Below are 6,121 nucleotides of genomic sequence, written 5' to 3'. Positions count from 1 at the left end.
CCTCCCTTAAGATCGTGATCTTCCACTCAAATAGCCCATTTAAGTAGCCAAAATAAACCTAGCCAATTTAAGTCGGTATTTCCATTTATTGGCTACGGTAATACACTGGGTCAAGTGACCTATACCCAACTTGGCTATAAATAACATGAGAGTCGCAAGAATATATATTAGAGTCAGTACCCGCGAGCAGGATCTTCAACGGCAGGAGAGTATCCGATCAGAAGCTATTGCCGCAGGATATTACATTGCTGGGATTTATCGTGAAAAAGCCTCTGGCGCGAGAGCTGACAGACCAGAGTTATTACGAATGATCAGTGATTTACAACCCGATGAAACGGTCATTGCCGAAAATATAGATAGGATCAGTCGTCTTCCATTGCCTGAAGCTGAAAAACTGATTAACTCGATCAAAGCTAAAGGCGCTTTACTTAGTATTCCTGGTCTAGTTGATTTATCTGATTTGGTCGCTGATTCCGAAGGAATTGCACGAATTGTTATTGAATCGGTACAGCAGTTGTTATTAAAGCTAGCTCTACAAATGGCCAGAGAGGACTATGAAACTCACAGAGAAAGGCAACTTCAAGGCATACAGCTAGCAAAGGCTCAAGGAAAATACAAAGGAAGGAAAGCTAATCAGGACATACACCATCAGATAATTGCACTTAGAAAATCGGGAACAACAATCCAGAAAACCGCAGATATCACAGGGTGTAGTATTAGCCAGGTCAAACGGGTTTGGGCGCTTTTTAATCAAGGAAATTACTAACCAGTGCCTGTTAATTTCTTATCTAAGCTCCAACGGAGCCAGTATGGACAATTTGTACAATCTCCTGCTCCGGATGAATTATCCCGTTGCTTTCATCTTGATGATATGGATTTGCAGATCATCCAAGAAAAGCGCGGGGCTCATAATCGGTTGGGGTTTGCACTTCAGCTTTGTACCCTGAGATACCTTGGCACTTTCTTGGCTCAACCATTTGATGTTCCACCCGCTATAATCAGCACCCTTACGCTTCAGTTGAATATTAAAATGGACACTGAATATGATAGCTATTTGTTGGGAAGCCAGCGGTGGTCACATATGCAGCAGATCCGCCAAGAGTATGGGTATACGGATTTGACTGAGAGGCGGGTGGTCTTTTCATTTACTCGTTGGTTATATGCTCTGTGCTGGAGTGGAGCAGAACGTCCGGGAGTACTGTTTGAAAGAGCTCAGTACTGGCTGATCGCACATAAGGTCATTTTACCGGGTTGTAGTACGCTTGAACGTTTCGTTTCTAAACTGATTTCAAGGGTTGAAACAAGGGTATGGGAAGCGCTCGTTTCAGATCTGACTTTAGAGCAAAAAGATCTGTTGATGACATTGTTAGCTTCCCAACCTGAACAGTCGAGCACTTTATTTGAAAGGCTAAGGACAGCCCCTGTCAATGTCAGCAGCCGAAGTCTTCTTCTAGAAATAAGCCGATTAAAAGAAATTAGAAAGTATCACTTTCCTTGGCTGTTTAAGCAAAATATCCCCGTAGTGCGGATTAGACATTTATCTCGATATGCTTCAACTGCAAAAGTCACAGCATTGAAGCGAATGAGTAACCTCAAAAAAGTCGCAGCCCTTCGGGCATTAATTGCGAGCCTGGAGGCCTCAGTTCAAGATGATATTCTGATTATCTTCGAAAAAATTGTACAAGACATCTTCAGAGGTGCAAATAGGGCTTATAAACAATCCAGGCAACGAACACTAAAAGACATGGATGCTTCGGCTTTACTTCTGGCACAGCTAGGTACAATAGTGCTAGACGAAACCGTTCCAGATAGTGAATTACGTGAAGCACTTTATCGTCAAATGTCACGTCATAAAATCTCTGGTGCAGTGGAACAAGTGACAACGCTAACTCGGCCTCATGACAAAGTTTACTTTCTGGAATTAAATGAAAAATACAGAACCATTCGGTTGTTCTTACCGCTGTTATTAGAGCATATTCAATTTAACGGAAACATAAGTGCACAGCCAACGCTAGATGCGATGGAATGGCTTACCAGAAATATGGTAAAGCGAAATATTAAAGAGCCAGTCCCCCAAAATACTGTTGATAAACGCTGGCAGCAGCTGGTGTTTGGTAAAGATGGTGAGGAGTTTGACCTTCATGCCTACACATTTTGTACGGTAGATAAATTAATTAAATCATTGAAAATAAGAGACCTTTTTATCCAGCCAAGCTGGCGTTACTCTGATCCACGAAAAGATTTATTAACTGGCAATGAGTGGATTCAAAGTAGACCCATGATATGCCGCGCGCTGGGACTATCAGTGCAACCAGAGCCTACTTTAAACGCCCTGAAGAGTGAACTGGATCAGACTTATAGAGCTGTAGCCGCCCGTTTTAAAAATAACCCTGATGTATCTATTGTGGATGGACGGCTTAAGCTCACCCCTCTGGAAAAGTCAGATGATCCAGATTCACTGATCCTATTAAAACAACTCATATCAAAACGTTTACCTCGGATTGAGTTACCAGAGCTGATTTTAGAGGTCGCTGAACGAACTGGATTTACTAAAGCACTCACCCACATTTCAGAGAAATCAGCCCGGGCAGAAGATATTGATATTAGCCTGTGTGCAGTACTGATGGCAGAAGCTTGCAATACCGGACTTGAACCGCTGGTCCAGCCAGATGTTCAAGCATTGACAAGAGATCGACTGTCGTGGGTCACCCAGCATTACATCAGAGATGAAACAATTACTAAAACAAACGAGATGCTGGTTAAGGCCCACAATGAACTGAGCATCACTCATTTATGGGGAGATGGGACCATGGCCGCCGCAGATGGAATGCGATTTGTTGTGCCAGTGAAAACGCTTCATTCCGGACCGAACCCAAAATATTTTGGTCATAAAAAAGGGATCACTTGGTACAATTTACTGTCTGATCAATTGTGTGGACTGAACGATTTTCCCGTGCCTGGCACCCTGAAAGATAGTATGAGTTTACTGGCGATAGTATTAGAGCAGCAAACAGAAATTCAGCCAATCGAGATAATGACAGATACAGGAGCATATAGTGATGTCATTTTTGGCCTCTTTAGATTACTGGGGTATCGTTTTAGCCCAAGGTTGGCAGATATCGGAGGCCAGCGCTTATGGCGGGTAGATAATGATGCGGACTACGGTGAGCTTAACGAAATTTCGTCCAATAAAGTTGGCCTCAACAGAGCAACGCTTCATTGGGAAGATATATTAAGACTGATGGGTTCATTAAAATTGGGAAAGCTATCGGCAAATGATGCGATGAGAACATTACAAACAGGTAATAAATCAACGTCATTAGCACAGGCAATAACTGACATAGGCCGAATAGAAAAGACCATCCATTTATTAACATATATCGATGACGATGAAAAACGGCGAATGATTTTAAAACAGCTAAATAGAGTCGAGAGTAGACATAGTTTGGCTAGGGCGATTTTTCATGGTCAAAGAGGAGAGATCCGTAAACAATACCGTGAGGGGCAGGAAGATCAACTGGGTGCTCTAGGCTTAATACTGAACATGATCGTTTACTGGAATGCACTTTATATTGAGGAGGCGGTTAGGCAATTAAGGATTGAAGGTTTTGAGGTGAATGATGTAGATATAGCTAAAGTATTTCCCTTTGCTTTCAAGCATATAAACATGAATGGGAAATATGTATTCTTAGTTCCTAAAGAGGTAAAAGAAGGTAAACTAAGGCCATTGAGAAAGTTAGTTGAAGAGGATGATAATTCCTTATCATAGTTTTTCGTTCCGTTGCACCTTATACCCCTACATGGATAACGTTATCGGCTCAGCGCATTTTCTTGCTCTGCAAGCGCGACCGCTTCCAGCGTCACGAGGATTTCCCTTATTTTCCCTGCTGTGTGCTCTGTTTGCCCAAAATGTTGAATAATATAACCTTCAATTATATCTAACTCTTCGTCATGAGTGCGGTTGGCCGAGAGGGTATTAAGCTGAATAATTATATCATCCATGGCCTTTTCAAATTGCTCATAGTTATCAAAAGGAAAGTATTCTGTTGGCCCTGTGTGTTCTACTGCGTCCGTTTTCTTGCTCATGATATATTACTTTTTTTGAAGGAGGGGGATAAAAATACCGCATTTTATCAGTAAGATAAATCAGGAATTAACGTAATCAGAATGACGAGGCTGTGATCAGATGAACTTACAACGGGGAAGTCGCAACCGCAGGTTGATGCCCTTGCACTTTAAAAATACCGATGGTGATATCGGACATGCACCACCCCTTGGATTTTTAACGGAAAATGAAGTCGAGGCGGTGACTAACAAAGAGAACACGCTTCGCGTGTCACTGTACAAAGCGCTTTTCTTTTTCCACCTGACCGATGCAATAAAGTCAGGTCGTCTCATTTTCGATTCCACCTATCGTTACAAAGGAATATTTGATTATCTGATAGATGATGACATCTGGTCAGAACAACGTGATCATTTACTGGTAACGGCGGGCTTGGAAGACTTTAACAATGTTACTTTAGTATTGGACAAGCTCAAGAAACAACTGAATGAAAAGTACCACAGTACTAATCAACGCGCTTTACAGGGAGAGAACCGTTTTCTGTCTTTTGATAAGACAACGGAAAAAGCCAAGGTGATCACCCCCAAAATCGATAATGATGATTTTGCATTTATTGGTGATACGTTAATGCAGGCCGGATATGTTCCTATTCAAACGATCCTGTCGGATATCAATTCGGTCTGTCATTTCAATTCTTGTTTCACGCATTTCATGAATAAGCACAATAAAATGAAGCCGTCGCTGGAAATGTTAATGGCGGGCATTATGGGGATCGGTTGCAATATTGGTGTGACTCGGATCGTCAATATTTCGGTAGGGCTTAATGAAAATACGCTTGACAATACGGTCAATTGGTTTTTTAGTTTACACAATATCCAGTCCGCCAGTGACAGAATCATTGAGTATATTGACAAATTATCCTTAGCGAATGCTTACAAATTTGACCCAGAAGCGACGCATACAGCCAGTGATGGGCAAAAGTACTATGTTGCCGTTGACTCACTTAATGCAGCCTATTCATTCAAATATTTTGGCAAAGATAAAGGCTCGACGGTCTATACATTTCTGGATGAAAAGCAATCGCTGTTTTACTCCACGGTGATCAGCGCATCGGAACGGGAGGCGGCTTATGTCATTGACGGACTGATGCATAATGATGTCGTTAAAAGCCAGATCCACAGCTCAGACAGTCATGGTTATACAGAGTCAATTTTTGCTACAACGCATTTTATCGGTACCGCGTTTGCGCCACGGATAAAAAACGTAGGAAATCAGACGCTTTATGGCTTTGAATCCCCCAAATCCTATAAAGAGAAGGGCTATAAAATCCTTCCCAGTCGCCGTATCAATACGAAACTCATTAAAGAAAATTGGGAAGACATCCTGCGTTTTATGGTGACCATAAAGCTCAAGAAATCCTCTGCATCACAGCTGTTTTCCAGGTTGAGCTCGTACGCAAAAGATATTCCGCTTTACCAGGCACTTAAAGAGTTTGGTCGGATCATGAAGTCCCACTTTATTCTGACGTATTTTGATGATATTGAGCTGCGCCAACGCATCGAGAAGCAGCTTAATCGTGTTGAGTTGTCGAACAAATTTGCCAAAGCCATCTTTTTTGCCAACAATCAGGAGTTACCAGAAGGCCTCAAAACGGAACAGGACATCATCGCCGGATGTAAAATGCTCATTCAGAATGCGATTGTTTTATGGAATTACCTATATTTATCCGAGTTTTTGGCCAACATGGATAATGACAAGGATAGGGATCAAGCCATTCAATCTATCCTCAACGGCTCGGTGCGGCTTTGTTGAATCGCTCAGATAACGCTCAATTATTCCATTAACACTGAGTTCAGTTATCATAACCAGCCCTTCATTCCGGTTAGCTGTTTAACACATGCCTTACAAACACAATGACAGAAAACGCCATTATTTTAAGAAGCATACCTACGCGCTAAATAACTATCGGGAGTATAATCAGGCTCTCAGGCAACGCGGGCGGTTCGACATTTGGATCTCTGAAGATATCATCAGTAATTGGCAACACGACGATCGCGT

General features: G+C 42.1%; 3 protein-coding genes and 1 pseudogene. 3 read left to right on the top strand and 1 reads right to left on the bottom strand.

The genetic code is table 11. The features are described from left to right. Positions 1 to 145 precede the first annotated feature (145 nt). Complete coding sequence (locus C9J12_RS29330; protein ID WP_107246880.1) at positions 146 to 766, top strand: recombinase family protein; 621 nt, start codon at positions 146 to 148, stop codon at positions 764 to 766. 3 nt (positions 767 to 769) lie between these two features. Then, positions 770 to 3,769, top strand: coding sequence for a Tn3 family transposase (locus tag C9J12_RS29325; protein ID WP_107246877.1), 3,000 nt, complete (start codon positions 770 to 772; stop codon positions 3,767 to 3,769). Positions 3,770 to 3,810: 41 nt separating this feature from the next. On the opposite strand, the gene C9J12_RS29320 is transcribed toward C9J12_RS29325, so the two are convergent. Further along, positions 3,811 to 4,086 (bottom strand): hypothetical protein, encoded by a 276-nt coding sequence (locus C9J12_RS29320; protein ID WP_107246875.1) that lies wholly within the window; start codon positions 4,084 to 4,086, stop codon positions 3,811 to 3,813. Between the two features lie 118 nt (positions 4,087 to 4,204). On the opposite strand from C9J12_RS29320, the pseudogene C9J12_RS29315 reads away from it, so the two are divergent. Next, positions 4,205 to 5,863: pseudogene (locus C9J12_RS29315) on the top strand (Tn3 family transposase); the annotation flags it as partial. Positions 5,864 to 6,121: the final 258 nt, after the last annotated feature.

This window comes from Photobacterium frigidiphilum (assembly GCF_003025615.1).
Lineage (GTDB): Bacteria > Pseudomonadota > Gammaproteobacteria > Enterobacterales > Vibrionaceae > Photobacterium > Photobacterium frigidiphilum.
Note: the sequence above shows the minus strand (reverse complement) of the source record. Positions and strands in the feature narration are given on the sequence as shown.

Coding starts and splice junctions, on each gene's coding strand:
- C9J12_RS29330 (WP_107246880.1), top strand. CDS start 146: ATGAGAGTCGCAAGAATATATATTAGAGTCAGTACCCGCGAGCAGGAT.
- C9J12_RS29320 (WP_107246875.1), bottom strand. CDS start 4,086: ATGAGCAAGAAAACGGACGCAGTAGAACACACAGGGCCAACAGAATAC.